Annotated in this window: 14 protein-coding genes and 1 pseudogene; 6 read left to right on the forward strand and 9 right to left on the reverse strand. The window is 60.8% G+C overall.

Features of this window, described 5'->3' with window-relative positions; all coding sequences use genetic code 11:
• Positions 1-49 precede the first annotated feature (49 nt).
• Positions 50-1,313 (reverse strand): annotated as a pseudogene (gene tyrS, locus AC244Q_RS12615) (tyrosine--tRNA ligase).
• A gap of 342 nt (positions 1,314-1,655) precedes the next feature.
• Here tyrS and AC244Q_RS12620 point away from each other — a divergent pair.
• The gene (locus AC244Q_RS12620) at positions 1,656-3,557 is read left to right on the forward strand and encodes a potassium transporter Kup (protein ID WP_012758018.1); all 1,902 of its coding nucleotides are present in this window, start codon (positions 1,656-1,658) and stop codon (positions 3,555-3,557) included.
• A 99-nt stretch (positions 3,558-3,656) separates the two neighbouring features.
• Here AC244Q_RS12620 and AC244Q_RS12625 read toward each other — a convergent pair whose 3' ends face one another.
• Entirely contained in the window at positions 3,657-5,237 is a 1,581-nt protein-coding gene (locus AC244Q_RS12625) for a Na+/H+ antiporter (protein WP_128406288.1), read from the reverse strand.
• A 343-nt stretch (positions 5,238-5,580) separates the two neighbouring features.
• Between AC244Q_RS12625 and AC244Q_RS12630 the strand changes: the two genes are divergently transcribed.
• Positions 5,581-6,357 carry a dioxygenase family protein gene (locus AC244Q_RS12630; protein WP_128406287.1) on the forward strand — a complete coding sequence of 259 codons (777 nt, stop codon included), beginning with the start codon at positions 5,581-5,583 and terminating at the stop codon, positions 6,355-6,357.
• A 101-nt stretch (positions 6,358-6,458) separates the two neighbouring features.
• Here the strand turns inward: AC244Q_RS12630 and AC244Q_RS12635 are convergent, their stop codons facing one another.
• The 3 genes from AC244Q_RS12635 to AC244Q_RS12645 form a co-directional block, all read right to left on the reverse strand.
• The gene (locus AC244Q_RS12635) at positions 6,459-7,235 is read right to left on the reverse strand and encodes a molybdopterin-binding protein (protein WP_128406286.1); all 777 of its coding nucleotides are present in this window, start codon (positions 7,233-7,235) and stop codon (positions 6,459-6,461) included.
• On the reverse strand, positions 7,232-8,074 hold the full coding sequence (locus tag AC244Q_RS12640; protein ID WP_128406285.1) for a cytochrome b/b6 domain-containing protein: 843 nt from the start codon (positions 8,072-8,074) through the stop codon (positions 7,232-7,234). Before AC244Q_RS12640 ends, AC244Q_RS12635 begins: the two co-directional genes overlap by 4 nt.
• Positions 8,075-8,161: 87 nt before the next feature.
• Positions 8,162-8,446, reverse strand: a complete 285-nt coding sequence (locus tag AC244Q_RS12645) for a pentapeptide MXKDX repeat protein (RefSeq protein ID WP_012758023.1) — start codon at positions 8,444-8,446, stop codon at positions 8,162-8,164.
• A 234-nt stretch (positions 8,447-8,680) separates the two neighbouring features.
• Here AC244Q_RS12645 and AC244Q_RS12650 point away from each other — a divergent pair, with 234 nt between their 5' ends.
• The 3 genes from AC244Q_RS12650 to AC244Q_RS12660 all read left to right on the forward strand — a co-directional run bounded on the left by AC244Q_RS12650 (position 8,681) and on the right by AC244Q_RS12660 (position 10,289).
• A complete protein-coding gene (locus AC244Q_RS12650; RefSeq protein ID WP_012758024.1) occupies positions 8,681-9,229 on the forward strand; it encodes a sigma-70 family RNA polymerase sigma factor in 549 nt (182 codons plus the stop codon).
• On the forward strand, positions 9,226-9,870 hold the full coding sequence (locus AC244Q_RS12655) for an NrsF family protein (RefSeq protein ID WP_012758025.1): 645 nt from the start codon (positions 9,226-9,228) through the stop codon (positions 9,868-9,870). Before AC244Q_RS12650 ends, AC244Q_RS12655 begins: the two co-directional genes overlap by 4 nt.
• 137 nt (positions 9,871-10,007) lie before the next feature.
• A complete protein-coding gene (locus tag AC244Q_RS12660; RefSeq protein WP_026157407.1) occupies positions 10,008-10,289 on the forward strand; it encodes a hypothetical protein in 282 nt (93 codons plus the stop codon).
• A 65-nt stretch (positions 10,290-10,354) separates the two neighbouring features.
• Here the strand turns inward: AC244Q_RS12660 and AC244Q_RS12665 are convergent, their stop codons facing one another.
• The 4 genes from AC244Q_RS12665 to AC244Q_RS12680 form a co-directional block, all read right to left on the reverse strand.
• Positions 10,355-11,848 carry a right-handed parallel beta-helix repeat-containing protein gene (locus AC244Q_RS12665; protein WP_128406284.1) on the reverse strand — a complete coding sequence of 498 codons (1,494 nt, stop codon included), beginning with the start codon at positions 11,846-11,848 and terminating at the stop codon, positions 10,355-10,357.
• A 376-nt stretch (positions 11,849-12,224) separates the two neighbouring features.
• Positions 12,225-13,196 (reverse strand): IS110 family RNA-guided transposase, encoded by a 972-nt coding sequence (locus tag AC244Q_RS12670; protein ID WP_487764139.1) that lies wholly within the window; start codon positions 13,194-13,196, stop codon positions 12,225-12,227.
• A 269-nt stretch (positions 13,197-13,465) separates the two neighbouring features.
• Positions 13,466-14,953 (reverse strand): right-handed parallel beta-helix repeat-containing protein, encoded by a 1,488-nt coding sequence (locus AC244Q_RS12675; RefSeq protein ID WP_128407465.1) that lies wholly within the window; start codon positions 14,951-14,953, stop codon positions 13,466-13,468.
• Between the two features lie 523 nt (positions 14,954-15,476).
• Positions 15,477-16,448 (reverse strand): DMT family transporter, encoded by a 972-nt coding sequence (locus AC244Q_RS12680; RefSeq protein ID WP_017994518.1) that lies wholly within the window; start codon positions 16,446-16,448, stop codon positions 15,477-15,479.
• 328 nt (positions 16,449-16,776) lie between these two features.
• Here AC244Q_RS12680 and AC244Q_RS12685 point away from each other — a divergent pair, with 328 nt between their 5' ends.
• The gene (locus AC244Q_RS12685; protein WP_128407464.1) at positions 16,777-17,673 is read left to right on the forward strand and encodes a helix-turn-helix domain-containing protein; all 897 of its coding nucleotides are present in this window, start codon (positions 16,777-16,779) and stop codon (positions 17,671-17,673) included.
• Positions 17,674-17,683 lie beyond the last annotated feature (10 nt).

A 17,683-nucleotide genomic window follows, 5' to 3' on the forward strand; every position in this document is an offset into this window, starting at 1 on the left:
GCGACAAGGAGGTTCGAGGTTGCCCGCTCTCCGAATTGAACAGACCACGCTAAACCGGCTGAAGGAGGACGTGTCGCTTCTTGCCGACCGAGAGCCGGATCACCCCGTCCTGGACGTCGGAGTCGCCAAGCCGCATTGCCTCGTCTTTGACGCTGCCGCCGTTCACCCGCACACCGCCGCCGACGATCAATCGGCGTGCTTCGCTTTTCGACTTGGCGAGCCCGGCAACGACCATGGCGTCAACGAGCGGAAAGGCACCGCGAAGGCTATGCGGGAGCCTGACCGTCGGAAGACCCGCCGGCACCTCGCCCGCTTCGAAGATGCGCCGGGAAGTTTCGGAAGCTTGTACTGCCGCATCGAGCCCGTGGCACAGCCTCGTGATCTGGTCGGCAAGGATCTTTTTCGCTTCGTTGATCTCGGAATCCCGAAGCACTTCGAGGCGTGCAATTTCGCCTAAGGGTAACTCGGTGAACAGCCTGAGGAAACGCCCCACATCGGTATCCCCGGTGTTTCTCCAAAATTGCCAGAACTCATAGGGCGACAGCCGATCGGCGTTGAGCCAAACCGCCCCTGAAACGCTCTTGCCCATCTTCGCGCCCGACGTCGTCGTTAGCAGCGGGGCAGTCAATCCAAACAGGGTGCGTCCACCGATCCGCCGTCCAAATTCGACGCCGCTGACAATATTGCCCCACTGGTCGGAGCCACCCAGTTGAAGCAGGCAGCCGCAGCTTTCTGCGAGGATATGGAAGTCGTAGGCCTGCATGACCATGTGGTTGAATTCCAGCAATGACAGCGATTGCTCTCGTTCCAACCGTTGGCGCACACTCTCGATGTGAGCATCCGGTTGACTGAAAAATGCGGCCCGATATCGCGCAGGAAATCGAGGTAGTTGAGCCCGCCCAACCAGTCGGAATTGTTGACCATGACAGCATCGGTCGGGTTGTCCCCGAAAGCGAGGAACCGCTCGAAGACACGCCGGATGCCGATCAGGTTTTTCGTGATCTGCTCTTGATTGAGAAGGGGACGCTACGTGTCGCGGAAGCTCGGATCGCCCAGGCGGCTTGTCGCGCCGCCGAGCAAAGCGATGGGTTTGTTACCGGTCTTCTGGAACCACCGCAGCATCATGATCGGAATGAGATGCCCGACATGCAGGCTGTCGGCGGTAAGATCGAAGCCGTTATAGGCCGTGCCGGCCCCTGAACAAAGCCAGCTGTCTAGTGCTGCCAAGTCGGTGCATTGATGCAGGAAGCCGCGCTCGCTCAAAGTGCGAAGAAAGTCGGACTAGGTCCGGTGGGCTGAGGGGATAGTATCACGAGGGTCTCCATTTGGGCCGATGAGGCCGGAGACCATCTGTTGACACACGTGCCGCCGACCGTGCGGCGTCTCAAGTGTCAGGAATATGACCTTGGGCCGCTCTATGGGAGCAGCGTGTAATACAAGCTCGAAAGGTTCAGGGCGCAGGTCATGTATTCTTTTTATCATGCGACAGCGCAATCACTAGGGGATGCGAACTGGCGATATTTGAACGGATCGCAACGCCCCTCCCATCTCCGCATCTGTCCCTCACAAAAAATTCGCACCCGCATCAATTTGCTTGCCGTTCTGCAATGCGGCATATGTTTGTTCTCATAGGCAAGTGGCATGAGCGGGGAACCATGACGTCGACGCATATGGATAAGACGGGGGATGGCGCCGGCGGGAAGGGCTTTGTCGGACTGGTCATCGGCGCGGTCGGCGTCGTCTATGGCGATATCGGCACCAGCCCGCTCTATGCCTTTCGCGAGGCGCTGAGGCCGTTTGCCGCCGATGGCGTGCATGAGGCCGAGGTCATCGGTCTGATTTCGCTGATGGTCTGGACGCTGACGATCATCGTGACCTTCAAATATGTGCTCTTCCTTCTCAGGGCAGACAATGACGGCGAAGGCGGCGCGCTTTCGCTCCTCGCCCTCCTGATGAAGAAGATGGGACGAAACGTGCCGGTGCTCTTTTTCGCCGGCCTGATCGGCGCCGCCCTCTTCATCGGCGATGCGATGATCACGCCTGCCTTGTCGGTCATGTCGGCGCTCGAAGGCCTGAAACTGATCACACCCGCCTTTGCCGAATACGTCCCGCTTGCATCGGCGGCAATCATGATCGTTCTGTTTGCCGTCCAGTCGAGGGGAACGGCCGCCGTTTCCAAGCTTTTCGGGCCGATCACGGTGTTGTGGTTTCTAGCCATGGCGGCCGGCGGCCTGATCCATATCGGCGACGACTGGAGGATCCTGGCCGCGCTCAATCCGGCCAATGCATTCCTGTTCCTCACCCATGCCGGCAGCGTCGGCCTCATCGTGCTCGGTGCCGTTTTTCTGACGGTGACGGGTGCCGAGGCGCTCTATGCCGATCTCGGGCATTTCGGACGCCGCCCGATCCAAATGGCATGGTTCGTGCTTGTCTTTCCCGCATTGCTGCTGAATTACCTCGGGCAAGGCGCGCTGGTTCTCGCCCATCCCGAAACGGCAGGCAACCCGTTCTTTCTGATGTATCCCGACTGGGCCTTGCCGCCGATGGTTCTCCTGGCGACGATGGCAACGATCATCGCCAGCCAGGCGGTGATCACAGGCGCATTTTCGCTGTCCCGCTCGGCGGTTCACCTCGGCTTCCTGCCGAGGCTCAGGATCAAGTTCACGTCGGAGACCAACACCGGCCAGATCTACGTGCCGGCCGTCAATCTTCTCCTGCTGGTCGGCGTGCTGATGCTGATCTTTTCCTTCGGCGACTCCGAGTCGCTGGCGACCGCCTACGGCATCTCCGTGACGGGAACCATGGTCATCTCGACCATGCTGGTCTTCCAGTTCCTTCGGGTCGTCTGGGGCTACTCCCTCGTGCTCGCCGCCGCCTGGCTGCTGCCGCTCTTCACCATCGAAGTCATGTTCCTGGCGGCCAATCTGCTGAAGATCTACGATGGCGGCTGGGTTCCGGTCGCCCTTGCGCTGGCGATCATGATCCTGATGTGGACATGGACCCGAGGCCAGGCCTATCTGAAGAGACTGCGGGCCAACAACGAGATCCCGCTCGATTCCTTCATCAGGTCGATCGAGCGAAAGTCGGACCATTCGCCGGTCACCGTTCCGGGAACGGCAGTCTTCCTGACCAGCGTCCCGGATCGGACGCCGAACGTTCTGCTCCACAATCTCAAGCACAACCACGTGCTCCACGAACAGAACGTCATCCTGACCGTCTGGACCGAGGACGAACCTTATGTTCCCGACAGCCGCCGCATCAAGATCAGCCAACTCTCGCCGCGTTTCGTCCGCCTCGACATCACCTTCGGCTTCATGGACGACCCTGACGTCACCAGGGCATTGGCTCTTTGCCGGGAGGGCGGCTTCAAGTTCGAGATCATGAGGACCTCCTTCTATCTCGGCCGCCGGAACCTCGTCAGGACGCCGAACACCGGGTTGCCCGCCTGGCAGGAGCGCATATTCATGGCGCTGGAAGGCTTGGCGATTGACCCTTCCGACTATTTCAACCTGCCCTCCAACCGCGTCGTCGAACTCGGCGAACAAATCGCCATTTAGGGTAGGACGCCACCCGGCGGCGACATCAGGATCGCGCAGGTATCAGTCTAGATATCGCAATGCGTTGACGATGAAGCCGAAGGCGCAAAGCGCTGAACCTCACGCCTTGGCTGAGATCGCGCTCAGTTCCTCGAGATCGAGATCCCGTTCCAGCTCGTCTAATGTTTCGTCGTCGATGTCGCCGGCGCGATGGAGGCGAATGAGCTCCCGGCGTCCAGTGGCAACGGCTTCGAGAACGACGTCGAAATGAGCATGGAGCACCGGTACGTAATGCTCCGTTCTCTCGGCATAGTCGACGATCGCTGTGGCCCTGCGCTGATAGCGCTCCAGCAATTGCGGGTGAATGAGCGTTCCCTCTGCGTCATATGCCAGGTTTTTGACGATCCCGAGTTGCACCTGTGCCATGGCGGCTTCGGCCTGGCTCATGGTGAGGCGCGCTCTTTCCGTCTCCGGTGCCAGCCGCGCCCAGGCAATCACCCGCCCCAATGTCGTGCCCTGCACCAGCACGGTTCCGAGAATGACGGCGAAGGATGTGGCAAGGATGAAGTCACGGCCCGGGAACCCCTCGGGCAGGCTGAGCGCCAGGGCGAGCGTGATCACGCCGCGCACACCTGCCCAGCTGAGAACCGTCGCGCCGCCGACGCCGAGCGGCTGAGCTCGCGTCACCCCCAGGGCCGCACAGAACTTGATGATGAGATCGGAGGCGAAAACCCAGGCAAACCGCGCCACCACCAGCGTGAGGAGGATCGCCAGCATCGCTAGTCCCATCGTCGCGATCACGGTGGTTAAGCCGCCGCCGCGTTCGACGACATCCCGCAGCGACAACCCGATCAACGTGAAGACTGAAGCCTCCATCAGGAAGATCATCACGGTCCAGAACGACGTGCCGCGCATGCGCGTTGCGGCCGAAAATACGGTGTGCTGGTGCCAGGACGCGATCAGGCCGGTGGTGACGGTGGCGATGACGCCGGAAACATGCAGCAGCTCTCCGAGCAGATAGGAAATCCAGGCAAGCAGCACCGTGGCTGCGATGATCAGATATTCGTCGCCGAGACGCCGGACGAGCTTGACCCATGCCGTTCCCACAACGACGCCGACGACGGCGCCGCCGAGCGCCAGCACAAAGAAGCTGCCGACCGCCTCCCCCGCGCTGAAGGCTCCGGTTGCGACGGCAGCAACGGCAAAACGGAAAAGAACCAGCCCGCTCGCATCGTTGAGCAGGCTCTCGCCTTCCAAAAGAATCTGCAGCCGCCGCGGCAACCTGACGCGCTCGAGCACGGCGCGCGCCGAGACCGCGTCCGGCGGTGCAACGATCGCACCAAGGGCTGCGCAGGCGGCCCAGGGAAGCGATGGAAAGATAAGATGGGCCACGACGGCGACCACCGCGCAGGTGAACAACACAGCGCCGACTGCGAGCGAGGCGATGCCGATCATATGGCGCCGCAACCGCGCCAGCGCGATGGCCCAGGCGCCGTCCATCAGGAGTGGCGGCAGGAAGATGACGAGCACCAGCTCCGGATCGACTGATATCGCCGGCAACCCCGGCACGAACGCCAGCAAGGCGCCACCCGTCAGCAGCGCGACGGACGGCGGCAGTCCGAGCCGGTGGGCGGCATAGTGCAGCGCGATGATCGCAAGAAACATCGCGATGACGAGCTCGAATAAGTGGGTTGGTTCCATATGCCTCTGCCCCGGCTCGGAAACGAATTTTGGATGCCTACTGCATATTTCAAAGCGGAATCGATTCAAGGACAAAATTATCCAGCAATTCAACGCGTTACAGCAGTCTTTGCGCGATTGAATCGACGAGACGCCTTTGAGCAACCGTCCACTTGCTAACATCGGCAGAATACGCTTTCTCGTCAATACGTTGCGCGAACTGGAATGGCCACTTCGAACCCAGCTACCGGCTCTGCGGGCATCTGATGCCGATGATCTCGTTGGCGCCGATCATTGCCTGGATTTAATTGGAATTTTCCGCGCATCCTCCTTAAATCCTGCGTCTTGAGGCAAAGGAAGACAGATGAAGAGGCGAACCCTTGTGCTTGGAGGTGCGGCCATTGTCGCATCATCCGTGGCTGCGGTGGCGATCTGGCCACGGCGGCATGTCGTTGTTGCCGCCAGGACATTCGACTGGAAGGGAACGGATTTCGTGAGCGGCGGCACGAAATCGGTTACCTTGGAAAAGCTGCCCGAGCCGCTCTTCCGCAGCCGTCCGAATTGCGTCGTGACCGTCGCCCAGACCCTTGGCCCCTGCCATGTTAACAATGTCCTGGCTCGTCAGGACATCTCGGAAGGAAAGGCCGGGCTGCCTTTGCGGTTGGCCGTTCGGATCGTCCACGCAGCCGATTGCCGGCCGGTCGAAAATGCCGATATCGAAATCTGGCATACCGATCACCGCGGCATCTATTCCGGCCGCGAGGCTGCGGAGATGTGCACCTTCGGCGATGCCGAGGCCATCAGCGGGCTTGCCTTCCGCGGGCGCCAACTGACGGATGCCAAGGGGCAGGCAAGTTTTTTGACGGCCTATCCCGGATGGTACCAGGGCCGCACGCCGCATGTTCATTGCCGTATCCTCGTCGAGGGCAAGGAGCTTCTCGTCAGCCAGATCTATTTCGATGATGTGCTGAGCGATATCATCTATGGCGAGCATCCGGACTATATTGGACGCCCTGCCCGCGATACGCGCAACGACGAGGACGGCCTCATCCCGGAGGATGCGGCCGACCACATCTTCGATTTCGAAAAGCTCGATAGCGGCGTGCTATCCGCCACCATCACCATCGGCCTCTCTGCCTGAGCGCGGCAGCGGCGGGGTTGCGCAGCCTCGATCACGACGACCTCTCCGGCCGTGGAACCCGACACGAGGAAAGCGTCAAGGTCGGCATGTCGGTCGGGGGACTATATGCCCGCATACCATTCATATCCGCGATCCTCCCAGAAGCCGCCATTGCCGCCGTAGAGCTGGCCGAGATCGGCGACGGCTTCGATGCCGGTCAGGTATTTTGCCTGCTTGTAGCCGAGCTGGCGCTCGACCCGGAGCCTCAGAGGCGCGCCATGGGCGACTTCGAGATCGCGACCGTTCATGGTGTGGGCAAGGATCGTCTGGGGGTGGAACGCATCGACGAGATCGAGGCTTTCATAATACCAGCCGCTGCCGTCGAGCGTCTTTTCATATTCGTCGGCGCAGTGGAAGACGATGTAGCGGGCTTCGGGTTTCAGGCCCGCCGTCTGCAGCAGCGCACCGAGCGGCAGGCCGGTCCATTTGCCGATCGCGCTCCAGCCCTCGACGCAGTCATGCCTGGTGATCTGCGTGCGGGCCGACAGGGCTTTCAGCTCGGCCAGCGACAATTGCATCGGCTTGTCGACCAGCCCGCCGACCTCGAGCTTCCAGCTCGAAAATTGCTGGTTCATCCAGTCGATATAGCGGGCATTATCAGGCATGCTCGTGCCGTTGGCGCGGAAGGTCGGCGAGATATCGGCTTCGGTGAACTCGCGGGCGAGTGCGTCGTCACCGAGCAGGAAGCGCTGCGTCTTCATGCTGAAGCCTTCGGCGATCTTGAGCACCGATTTCGTCCGATCGTTTTCGACGAGGGCATCGCAGCCGGCGAGCCCCAGCGCCGATGCCGTCATGGTCGCGCCGATCAGGAAGCGGCGTCTGGTGATGATGCGGCTCATGACTTTCCTCCCTGCCCGATGTCGTAATAGCCTGTGACCATCGAGCGCAGATTGTTGAACACGCCCGAAACCAGCACCATCGCCACATGCACCGCGACGAAGGCGACGAGCGAGAAGGCGGTCAGGAAATGCAGCGTGCGGGCCGATTGCCGGCCGCCGAACAGATCGAGCAGCCAGGGGGCGACCGCGTTGAAGCCCGGCGACATGGTAAGCCCTGTCCCGATCATCAGCGGCAGCAGAACGAAGATCACGGCGACATAGGCGAGTTTCTGCAGCGTATTATAATGGCGTGCCTCGGCCCCCTTGGGAAAGCGCAGCCGGGCGTGACTGACGATCTCATGGCCGAGATGCGAAGGCTTCAGTTCTACGGCCGCCGGCAGCAGATCGCGGCGGAAATGCCGGCTGATAAAACCATAGGCGAGATAGATGAAGCCGTTGATGACGAACAGCCAGGCAAAGAAGAAATGCCAGCGCCGGCCCGATGCCAGATCCTGGTAGCTCGGCAAGGTCAGCCAGTTCGGAAAACCACGTACCGCAGCCTCGCCGTCGACATTCGAAACCCCGAGTATGCCCGTCGTGTCGAAGCTCAATCCGCCGATGCGCGTCACGCCCTTCAGCGCATCGCCTTCCTGTTCCGCTTCCATGGAAATAAAGGACGGATCGTTGTCGGCGCCGTACTGGCCCCAATAGAGCGCCGGATGGGCGTTGAATATCTGCAGGCCGCTGTACAGCAGCACCGTCATGCACAGCACGTTTACCCAGTGCGACAGGCGCACCAGCAGGCCATGGCGGTAGAAGAGCGTGCCTCCGCTCGCCATGCCGGTATCAGTCGTGGCCATGGTAATTCCTCCGGATCGATATGAAAGGTCTTCGCGAGAAAAGGACGCGGCCGCCGGCCAAATAGTTTCAGCGGCCGCGCCCAAAGCTTACTTCATCGCGTCGCAGGCCTTCGTCATCGTGTCCTTCTTCATCGTGTCCTTCTCCATGCCGGCGTTGTGCATGCAGTCGGCCTTGGTGCTGCCGGTCGCCATGGTGTCCTTCTTCATTGCGTCCTTCGACATTGCATCCTTGGACATCGCATCCTTCGACATCGTGTCGGTCTTCATGCTGTCTTTCTTCATGGCATCGCTGCTCTGGGCGCTGGCAGCACCGGCAAGCGACAGGCCGATGACGAAGCTGCAGGCGGCAAGGCTGGAAAGGATCTTGGTCATGAGGGTCTCCTCGGATCGATTGACATGTCCGCCGGCACCCGCCGACGGCTCACAGTCCTGAATTCGATCCCCTTGCGAAGACGGTTACAGCCTCACGCTTATGTGATAGCGCTAGAGCGCCGCGCGTCTTTTCGAAACGCGCAAAGGACGCTGTACACTTTGAATTGCCGCCGGAAGATTTTTGAACCCGCCTGTAACCAAAGCGTCATCCACCCGAATGATATTGCAGACGACATGACGAGCGCCCATTCGGAACAAGCACTGAAGATGTTGATGCTTCTTTCCCTAGACGGAGACGAGGCAGCCTATCGGCGTCTGCTCGTGACGTTGCGAACCCTGCTCGTCGGTTATTATGGCGGGCGGATCGGCACTACCGCGAAATCCGACACGGAAGATCTCGTGCAGGAGACGTTGCTGGCGCTGCATTCGCGCCGGGCGACCTATGACAGGGAGCGGCCGTTCACCGCGTGGTTCTTCTCGATTGCCCGCTACAAGCTGATCGACCACCACCGAAAGCATGGCGGCCGGTACAAGGCGGAAATGGAATTGGACGAGGAGATCGAAGACGACTTCAGGGAGGATGCGATTGCAGCGCGCATGGATGTCGAACGGTTGTTGAACGGCCTGCCGCAGCACCAGCAGGAACTGATCCGTCAGATCAAGCTCGAGGGGCAGTCGGTGGCCGATACGGCAAGCCGCACCGGACAGTCGGAATCGGCGGTCAAGGTTGGCGTACACAGAGGTATCAAGGCGCTGGCGGCAAGATTGCGAGGTGGGATGTGAGAGAGACTGAGGACGTGATCGACAGCCTTGTCCGGGATCTGAAGCCGGTGCCGAGACATGCGCTCGAACGCCGCTTCGCGCTCGCCATCCTGCCGGCCTTAGCAGTCTCGCTGCTGCTGATGCTTATCGTCCTCGGCCTTCGCACCGACATGGCGCAGGCGCTGATGCTGCCGGTCTTCTGGATTAAGTCCGCCTACAATGCCCTGCTTGCAATCGCCGCCTTCGCAGCCGTTTACCGCCTGTCCCGGCCGGATGGCTCGGAGGGGCGCTTTTTCGGGATTGCCGCGGCCATCATACTCGCCCTCGCCGTCATGGCGGCCGTCCAGCTCGCTTTGTCGCCGGCCGCAAGCTATCCCGTGCTGGTGCTTGGCTCCTCCGCCCTGCATTGCCCGCTGCTGATCTTTGCCTTTGCCATGCCGATCCTGATCGCAAATACCTGGGTTCTCCGTGGCGGCGCCCCGAGCAACCTCGGCATCGCAGGCTTCATCGCCGGCATTGCCGCCGGCGCATCCGGCGCCTGGGTCTATTCCTGGTTCTGCACGGAAAACGGCCTGCCCTTCGTCACCCTCTGGTATTCGCTTGGCATCCTTTTGACCGGCGCAATCGGCGCGCTGCTCGGCCCCCGCCTCCTGCGCTGGTAGCACCGGCTGTTTGCGGCACTGCGCCACTAATCCTTCATCCGGCATGAAACCAGATGCAGCATTCCTGCGTACTAGTCGGGGGATGAGTATTGCGTACCCCCTTGGATCGGAAAACACACGCAGCAAGGAATGACGGCATGGTCAGGAACGAAGGCGTAGCCCACCTCACCCGGCAGTCCGCGGAACAGGGGCTGGCCAGGCTGATGATGAGGCTGCCTGCGACGCGGGCAACGATCAGAGCAGTTGCGGCGAGCCAGCCCCATTTTTATGAATTGTGCGGCGCCTACGGCGAAGCCTGCACCGTCCTCGATCGCATGCGCCGGGATAGATCGGCCGATCCCGCAGTCATCACCGAATACGAGATCATCTGCGCGGAAATCGAAGTCGACGTCATCAGGATCCTGCTCGGCGATCAATGAGACTTCGCAAGGGCTGGGCGGACTGCCGCCGCGATGATGCAAGCCGTTTGCTGCCGGCGTCCCTATCAGATCAGCAGGTCATCGACATGGATGGAGATGCTCAGTGTATCCGTGTCGAAATGTAGCGAAGTCCCATCGGAGATCTTGTAGTGGAAGGTGTCGCTCACCTCTCCGCTAAGCCCGGCGAGCTTCGCCGCGTCGACCGTATAGCTATAGTCGCCATCACCGTCGACATGGATGGTGCCGTATTGGCCGGTCAGCGTCACGCCGTCCTTGTTGACGAACTCGCCCTCGAAGCGGCGAAGCAGCAGGGTTCCATTGGCCGAGCTGTCGTTTTCGAGGAGATTGCCGTAATGGGCGGCGTCCAGGTCGGAGGTGATTTTCAGGCTGTCATGGGTTGCGACAAGCGCAGGCGCCGTGTCCGTGTGCGTCACATCGCCGACCGCGAGACTATCGCTGCTCGCAAGCATCGTCGCCTGGGCCTCGTTGAGCGTCGTGTTGTTGCTGACGGGAAAGGTGTTCGCGGCGATGATGGCAGGCGATATGCTGTAGGGCGTGACATCGCTGGCGATGACATTGTCGTGGAAGGAGCCGGATGCCGGTCTGTCGACCTTCAGCGCCGCTGAGGACAGGTCATCGAAAACGTTGCCGTAGATATTGATATCTACGCGAACGTAACTGGTCGTGCCGGCGGCACTGATCGCCACGCCCCATACGCCGTCATGGATGTAATTGCCCGATATATCATAGTCCCGCGTATTGCCCTGATCGCCGAGACCGATGGCATAGGACCAGCCGTAGCCGCCATAACCTGAAATATCGTTGTCGTGAATAGCGACGTTGGTGCCGGCTTGCGCGCCGATCCCAAATCCGCCACCGATGATCGCGTTGTCCTCGACCAAGGCATTTACGGGCCGAACGAGCGCGATTACGCCCTTCGGCGTAGCTGCGCCCGTCTGGTCAAGGTAATTGCCGCTGATCACAATATTGCTGCTGTCGTTCATCTGGACGGCATCTGCCGCGGTGCCGTGGGCATTGGTGACGGTGTTGTTGAGAAAATTGACGCCGTTGACTTTTTCGATCCAGACGCCATCGCCGTTGACGTCGTTGATCGTGCTGTTTTCGATGGTGATGTTCGAGCCGGTCCGGAAGGTGATCGATCCTGACTTGCCCGCCAGTCCGGTGTGATCGACCTCGACATTGCGGACCGTCCAGTTCGAAACAGAGCCGCCATAGATGGCCGCACCGCCGGTGTCGGAGATCTTGATGTTCTCGATGACGATGTTCGATGCATAGAGGCTGTGGATGCCGTCGTTGGGGCTATGGATGACCGGCGCATCGCCGACCCCGTAGCTGCCGATGGTGATCGGGGCATTCACTGTGCCGGAATATTTCAGGTCGAGCTGGTCGTTGAACACGCTTCCGGCGGCGAGCAGCACGCTGTCGCCCGGCTGCAGCTTCAGGTTTTCCACCGCCCAGAACGATGCAAACGGCGTGTCCTCGCTCGTTCCACTGTTGCCGTTGGAGCCTATTGCCGGATTCACATAATAGATTGCCATATCGCCTTGTTCTCGAATTGCCGCGCAGCCGTCTGGATCGGCTGCGACGCGTGGATCGGATGCGGTCGGGGCTAAAGGCCATGTTCAAGAAGGTCTTCGATATTGCCTTCACGGCGGTTGGCAGACCCTGTGGGCCTGCCTTGGTCCCGAGAAGCGCCTGGCGGTGGCTGCATCCTCGAGACTACAACTTATACGTAAACAATCTACACAACAACGACCGAAAGGTGAACGAACGGTATCGTACGCCTCGGCGACGAATGGTCGTGGGAGGAGCAGCGTCCTGTTTCAGGTCAGTCGCAAGCCAGAAAGGTTGAGGCCGTGTGGCATGCCCCTTACCCTCACCCGGCGGCAGCCGGATGAGAATCTGTGTTGGTTGTCAAGGGGGATTTGGGGTCCAGAGGCGATCCTGAGATAGAAGGCAGTTTGCCAGAACGAGCAATTTACGCATGACGGCGACCAAGATGACCTTCGCTGGTTTTCCTGCGGCTTTGAGTGTGTCTGCGAAACGAGCAAGGGTGGGATTGTAGCGACAGGCAGACAAGGCGGCCATGTAGAGCGCGCGCCGGGGTGCGGGCCTGCCGGCGCGGATGGAACGACGTCCGGTTCGGGCACCGCTGTCGTTAGCGATTGGGGCAAGCCCTGCCAGCATGGCGGCCTGCTTGCCCGAACAACTGCCCAACTCGTCCATGCCGGCCATCAATGCCAGGGCCGTGACGCGGCCGATGCCGGGAATGGAGGTGAGGATCTCGGCCTTGCGGTAGAGCTGCGGATCCTCGCCGACACGTCGCTCGATCTCTTTGTCGAGACGTTCGACATGCTGTTCCAGCCGACGCACGAGACGGTTGAGTTCGCCGCGCAGAAGGGCGGTGGTGGCAGTCTTGCTGCGGTTCTGCAGGGCGGTGATGTCGCATTTGGCTGCCGATCGTGCATTGACCAGCTCCTGCAAGGCCTCAACGTGAGGACTTGGCGGCGTGTCGGCCGGCGGGCGCAGGCTCTCGGCTAGGAGCGCCAGGAAACGGGCATCGAGACGGTCGGTCTTGGCGAGATAGCCGCAGGCACGGGCAAACATGCGGGCGCGCAGCGGATCGACCACGGCGACGGCAAAGCCATCGAGCCAAAGCGAGCGATGGGCGGGGCGATGGAACTTGCCGGTTGCCTCCATCACGATGCTTTTGGGCCGATGCCTGGCCAGCAGCCGTTTCAGCTGGCGGATGCCGGTCTTGTCATTGCTAAACCGCCGGCTTTCGCCCAGCGGATGCAGATGAATATCGAGCCACTCTTTACTCACGTCCACACCGGCATAAACTACCGGCATCGCGACTTCTTGGAACGAAACCTTGCCTTGCATGCGGGACTTGCTCCCCATCATCTGTTCAGGACAAACGCGAGGACGGCCGGACCAATCTCATCCCCGGTTCAAGCCAAGGGGCCTGCGGTCCCGGCCGTCCGCACTCCGGCGGATGGCCATCCGCCGGAGTGCGCACCGATCATCCAACAATCAGTGCAAATTGAACATGCAAGGGGCGCTGCGGAGCCATTTGGTGGCAGGAGCAACGCTTCCCCAGGGAGTCTTCCCCGGAAGCAGCCTCCCCGGCGTAGTGCCGAGGCACGCTCACCTCAGCTCAGCAAGCCATCCAGATGGATGAAGACGGTCAGCGTATCCCCGTCGCTGTGATGCGAGGTTCCATCGTTGATCCCGTAGCTGAACGACTCGCTCACATGTCCGCTATGGTCAGGGAGCTTCGTTTCATCGAGCGTGTAGGCATAGTTGCCTTCCCGGTCCACGTGGATGTCACCGTATTCCCCGGTCAGCGTCAGGCCGTGCTTGCCGACGGTTTCGTCCCCGAATCGGCGCAGCACCAGGGTGTCATTGTCCGAGCTGTCGTTTTCGAGGAGATTGCCGTGATGGGCAGCACCCGTATCGGTGAAGATCTTCAAATTGTCATGGACGGCGACAACCGCCGGATCCACGGCCGCCTCCGTCGCTGCGGCAGTCTTGGCAACTGGGCTCGCCAGCGCCGTCTCGACATTGGCGACCGTATGGTTGTTGCTGACGGAGAAGGTGTGCGCGTCGACGATGGAAGGGGAAATGCTGGTGGCCTTGGTGCCGGTCTCGATCGTATTGTTGGAAAAGGAGCCGGATGCCGGCCTGTCGACCTTTAACGCCGCCTGTGAGAGGTCGTCGAAGACATTGTCGTGGACCTTGATATTCGTGCGGACATAGCTCGGGCTGCCAGCGGCGCTGATGACCACGCCCCAACCGCCGTCATGGATGTGGTTGCCCGCGATATCGTAGTCTCGCGTATTGCCCGTGTCGCCGAGACCGACGGCGAAGGACCAGCTGTAGCCGTGAAATCCCGATATGTCGTTGTCGCGGATGGCGACGTTCTTGCCCGCCTGGGCGCTGACGCCGAAGCCGCCGCCCGTGATTACATTGTCCTCGACCACGGCATTCACCGGCCTGACGAGCGCGATGACGCCCTTCGGGCTATCGGCATGCGTCTGGTCGAGATGATTGCCCTTGATCAGAATGTTGCTGCTGTCGTTCACCTGCACGGCATCGGCCGTTGCGCCGTGGGCGTTGGTAACTGTGTTGTTGAGAATCTTGATGCCGGTGACCTTCTCGATCCAGAAGCCGTCGCCTTTGACGCCCGATATCGTGCTGTCTTCGACCGTGACGTTCTTGCTGCTCCGGAAGGTGACGGCACCTGCGTTTTCCGACAATCCCGTCTTGGCGATCTCGACGTCGCGGACCGTCCAGTTCGTGACACTGCCGCCATAAATACCCGCACCTCCGGTATTCGATATCTTCAGGTTCTCGATGACGATGTTCGAGGCATAGAGACTGTGGATGCCGTCGCCGCTGCTGTGGATGACGGGTGCCGCACCCGTCCCGTAACTGCCGATCTTGATCGGCGCGCTCTCGCTGCCGGAATATTTGATATCGAACTGCTCGTTGAACACGCTCCCTTTGGCAAGAAGCACGCTGTCGCCGGGTTTCAGCTTCAAGGATTCCACTTTGGACAAAGTCGCAAAAGCCGATGTCTGGCCCGTTCCGCTGTTGCGGTCGGAGCCACTCGCTGAGTTCACATAGTAGACTGTCATATCGCCATGTTGCCCTGTTCGTCGGATCGCTATGTCGCCGCCGGGATCGTCCAGGAATCGGCCGATCGGATGCGGCGGGGGGCAACCGGCCACGGCAAGAAGGCGATAAGATGTTGTCAATGGGGCAGCGGGCGGGTTCGCGAGCCTCATTCCACAGGCAATTGCCTGGTGTGACGAAAGTTACAACTTGGGCCGAGAAATCGGCGACTTCGAGGTGAATAAATCGCGGCGTGTTTGCGCGAGGCGCACGTCGCCTTCGGTCTGTACGCCATGTGATTCTTGCCTTCGCTTGCGCTCAAGGCGTGAGGAGCGCCAGCGACGAACGCCTTGAGCGTAAGCGAAAGGCGCACTCCAAGGTGAAACCCTAACCCCCTCACCCTCAAAGCCGAGGTCAGCGGCAACCATGTCGCAGCGATGGGGAGACCTCAGGCCCTACAGCGCCGCGCGTCTTTTCAGACGCGCGGCGCTGTAGCACTTTGAATTGCTGCATAATTTTATCCTTAAATCGATCCCGATTTAGGAATTATGCAGTAGCCGCTTCGGCCTTGATCTTCGGCTTCAGCAGGATGATGAGAAGCAAGCCGGCAATGATGAGTGCCGCGCCTTCGAGGTGATAGCGTTGCAACTGCTCGCCGAGGATCAGATAGGCGAGCACGGCGATGAAGATGGTCTGAATGTAGAGGAGGACACCCGCCCGAGCCGCTCCCAGGGCCTCGATACTACGATTGAAGAGGTAGTACATGACCGCCCCGCCGGGGATCGCGACATAGGCGAGCGCGATGAGCCCGCTGCCGTTGAGCGTCGAGCGCTCGTCTGAGAATAGCTCGAACAGGTAGAAGGGCAGCGCCGTCAGCACCGCCGCGCCGAGCAGCAGCACCAGGAGCGCAAGGCGATTCATGTCGAATTTCGCCCGGCGGAGCAGGACGGTATAGAGACTGAAACAGAACGCGCCGGCGACGATCCACAGTTCACCCGAGTTGAAGTCGAGCCGCATCAGCGCGGCCGGACTGCCCTTGATGATGATGACCACGATCCCGAGAAAGGCCAAGATCGATCCGATCACCTGCCAGCGTCCCATAGGCTCGGCCAGCATCAAACGGGCAAGGATCATGGTGATGATCGGGATCAGGGCGATAATGATGCCGGCAGTGGTGGCATCGGCATGTTCGAGGCCGACGAAAATCATGCCCTGGCAGATCGCCAGTCCCACACCGCCAATCGCAAGCAGTTCGAGGGCGCGAGCCCGCACCAGCGCGACCATGTCGCCGAAATGCCGGCGCACGATCGGCATCAGGATCGCGAAGGCGATCAGCACGCGCCAGAAGCAGAGCGCCCAGGGCGGCATCTCAGTAGAAACCCATTTCGCCGCGATATAGACGCCGGCCGACAGCAGCCAGCAGAGAACGCCCACGGAATAGGCGGCGGCAAGCGAATTGCCTGCCGCCTGTTCCGTCCCGACCGTGTCGCGATGGACCGCCAAGACATTCATTGCCATGGCTCAGTTATGCCACAGTTTCCGTGGGCTGCACAGATGGGCGGCGGCGCTCCGCCTGTTGTGAGAACAACACCCCCTGGATGCCGTTCACCTTGGTCCGGAGTCCTCGCCACCGCCGTGCAAGGACAAGCGCGGTTGCCGTGTCGCGGCAAGCGCCGGCAGGACACCGCCGAGGATGGCGAGGCCGAGCAGGCCGGCGGTCGGGGCGGCGTCGGCTTCGCGCCAGAAGCAGGCATCTAGGTAAAGCCACCGCTCAGTTGATGCGTTGCTGCGACGACGATTGAGGGATAGCATTGTTCAAAACGTTGAGGCTTGAGCACATCCGGATATGACACTCCTCTCCCTGCAGCCTTCGCCTGACATTGTCCTTTCAAGCGCCGGAAGAGCGTGGAGCGGGCTCGATGCCGCTCTCCTGCGTGTCCCGTGTGGGCTGTCACGCGTTTGGGACGGTGAACTGCACAGTCTGGGGATCCACGTCGGCCCTCCCGTCAGGGCGGATTGCTCCTGTGGCGGCAAACGGATGCGGCGCTTGCAGAGGCATGGCGACATCGATTTCGTTCCAGCGGGAATGGACGGCTCCTGGGAGGACGATGCGGACTGCCAGATTCTGCGGTTGAGCCTTCGCCCATCGCTCCTGGACCAGGTTGCCGAGGATCTTGGAAGAGATGCCGCCATGGTCGATCTGATCCCCCGGCTTCAACTTCGCGACGCCCGCATCGAAGCGATCGGTTGGGCCATAAAGGCGGATCTCGAGGCCGATACGCCATCTGATCCGCTCTACATCGATCATCTCGCGAACGCATTGGCGGTCCGGCTGATTGAAACCGCCGATGGCGGCCGGCAGCACTCGGAACGCTCCGGCGCAGCAAAAATGTCGACGCGCCAGCTGCGAATGCTGACCGATTTTATCGAGACGAACCTTGATCGGAAACTTCATCTTGCCGATCTGGCGACGGTCGCAGGTGTCAGCATGACTCGTCTCAAAACACTGTTTCGAAACAGCACCGGAACGCCAGTGCATCAATATGTGATCCGTCGCCGCATTGAATATGCACGCGCGCTGATCGCCACGACGACGATGCCGGCAAGCGAGGTCGCTCTTGTCGCCGGTTTTGCCCATCAGAGCCATATGGCCTCGACGATGCGCCGTATCCTCGGCCAGACGCCGGGCGAGATCGCTCGCCAGGCAAGCGAAATCCGACCGAAATTGCAAAGAACCGCCTGAATCTGTGCGA

Source organism: Rhizobium sp. CB2179, assembly GCF_057653455.1.

Excerpts from the sequence above, each read along its gene's own strand:
- AC244Q_RS12620 (WP_012758018.1), top strand. The coding sequence starts at position 1,656 with ATGACGTCGACGCATATGGATAAGACGGGGGATGGCGCCGGCGGGAAG.
- AC244Q_RS12625 (WP_128406288.1), bottom strand. The coding sequence starts at position 5,237 with ATGGAACCAACCCACTTATTCGAGCTCGTCATCGCGATGTTTCTTGCG.
- AC244Q_RS12630 (WP_128406287.1), top strand. The coding sequence starts at position 5,581 with ATGAAGAGGCGAACCCTTGTGCTTGGAGGTGCGGCCATTGTCGCATCA.
- AC244Q_RS12635 (WP_128406286.1), bottom strand. The coding sequence starts at position 7,235 with ATGAGCCGCATCATCACCAGACGCCGCTTCCTGATCGGCGCGACCATG.
- AC244Q_RS12640 (WP_128406285.1), bottom strand. The coding sequence starts at position 8,074 with ATGGCCACGACTGATACCGGCATGGCGAGCGGAGGCACGCTCTTCTAC.
- AC244Q_RS12645 (WP_012758023.1), bottom strand. The coding sequence starts at position 8,446 with ATGACCAAGATCCTTTCCAGCCTTGCCGCCTGCAGCTTCGTCATCGGC.
- AC244Q_RS12650 (WP_012758024.1), top strand. The coding sequence starts at position 8,681 with ATGACGAGCGCCCATTCGGAACAAGCACTGAAGATGTTGATGCTTCTT.
- AC244Q_RS12660 (WP_026157407.1), top strand. The coding sequence starts at position 10,008 with ATGGTCAGGAACGAAGGCGTAGCCCACCTCACCCGGCAGTCCGCGGAA.
- AC244Q_RS12665 (WP_128406284.1), bottom strand. The coding sequence starts at position 11,848 with ATGGCAATCTATTATGTGAATCCGGCAATAGGCTCCAACGGCAACAGT.
- AC244Q_RS12670 (WP_487764139.1), bottom strand. The coding sequence starts at position 13,196 with ATGCAAGGCAAGGTTTCGTTCCAAGAAGTCGCGATGCCGGTAGTTTAT.
- AC244Q_RS12675 (WP_128407465.1), bottom strand. The coding sequence starts at position 14,953 with ATGACAGTCTACTATGTGAACTCAGCGAGTGGCTCCGACCGCAACAGC.
- AC244Q_RS12680 (WP_017994518.1), bottom strand. The coding sequence starts at position 16,448 with ATGGCAATGAATGTCTTGGCGGTCCATCGCGACACGGTCGGGACGGAA.
- AC244Q_RS12685 (WP_128407464.1), top strand. The coding sequence starts at position 16,777 with ATGACACTCCTCTCCCTGCAGCCTTCGCCTGACATTGTCCTTTCAAGC.